We start from the raw sequence: 1,415 nt of genomic DNA, 5'->3' as shown, positions 1-1,415 counted from the left end.
TAACACCGATCGGTTAAGCAAAATGATCGGTTGAACGATCCGGTGGGTAGACGACAATAGCCTCATCAATTTTCTGATGGGGCTTTTTTATGCTTTCAACCTGGCTTGATGATACCCAGACTTGGGCCGAACCCGCTTCACTTTCCTGTTTTCAGCAGGCTATTCCCCTTGAATGGATCACTCAGGTCCTTGAATCAACAGATAAAGCCAGTATCCGTAAACGTAAACTCCCCGCAGAACTCGTGGTCTGGCTGATTGTGGGAATGGGCCTGTACCGCGACCGCTCCATCACAGATGTTGTGACAAAACTCGACCTCGTCCTCAGTTCGCAGGAGGGGGAGACCCTCGCTGCCAGCTCCATTGCCCAGGCCCGCCAGCGGCTCAGCGATGCACCGCTTCGGGAACTCTTCACGCTGACGGCCGGACACTGGACTCAACAGGAAGATAAGGATGACCTCTGGCACGGGCTCCGGCTGTTTGCCGTTGATGGGACGCTTTTTCGCACTCCCGATATGCCCGAACTTGCAGACCATTTTGAATACATAAAGCATCGTCCGGACAGACACACTGAGTATCCGATGGTCAGGTTATGCGCCATGATGTCACTGCGCAGCCGGTTGATCCATGACGTGAAATTCGGTCCGGCCAATACCGGTGAAGTCAGTTACGCGAAGCAGCTATCGCCGCAGGCGAAAAGCCTGACCCTGTTTGACCGCTGCTACTTATCAGCAGAATTACTGATTAACTGGCAGCGCAGAAAGCATGAGGCGCACTGGCTGGTGCCCCTGAAGGGAAATACGAAATACCGGGTAGTCGAAACCTTCGGTGAGGGAGACCATCTTGTGGAAATGCAGGTCTCCCCGCAGGCCAGAAAACAGGACAGCTCGCTGCCTGAATACTGGCGGGCCCGGCTAATAGAATGTGAAGATGAATCAGGCGATTACAAAGGTTTTATCAGTTCTCTGACCGAGCCGGAGCAGTATCCGGCAGACGCGTTACGTTATGTGTATCAGGAGCGGTGGAGCATAGAAAACGGCTACGGAGAGCTGAAACAGTTCCAGTTGAGTACAGCCACGCTATTACGCAGTCAGAAAGTGAGCGGAATTAACCAGGAAATATGGGGTCTGTTGACGGCCTATAACCTGATCAGAATGGAGATGAGTCAGATAGCACGGGAAGCGGAGGTGTCACCACTGAGAATAAGCTTCGTGATGGCGATGAGGTTGATCCAGGATGAACTCATCTGGTGCTCACTGTGCAAACCGGGGACAATCCCGACGAAGCTGAAGAAAATGCGGGAGAATGTGAAACAATTTATCCTGCCAGAAAAGAGAAAACGGCCCAAAAAAAGGACCGTTCGAATCTCAAAAACCCAGTATCCCGTTCACTCAAAACATCTTAAGTGAACGGTGTTA

The 1,415-nt window shown here is 51.8% G+C and carries 1 protein-coding gene; it reads left to right on the top strand.

Annotated elements, in window-relative coordinates; genetic code table 11:
* The first annotated feature begins 89 nt into the window (after positions 1–89).
* A complete protein-coding gene (locus tag FDX04_RS12165) occupies positions 90–1,406 on the top strand; it encodes an IS4 family transposase (RefSeq protein ID WP_137371003.1) in 1,317 nt (438 codons plus the stop codon).
* The last annotated feature ends 9 nt before the right edge of the window (positions 1,407–1,415 follow it).

Origin of the sequence: Citrobacter sp. wls615, from assembly GCF_005281355.1 — a bacterium.
GTDB lineage: Bacteria > Pseudomonadota > Gammaproteobacteria > Enterobacterales > Enterobacteriaceae > Citrobacter > Citrobacter werkmanii.
This window is presented reverse-complemented; position numbering and strand designations above follow the sequence as displayed.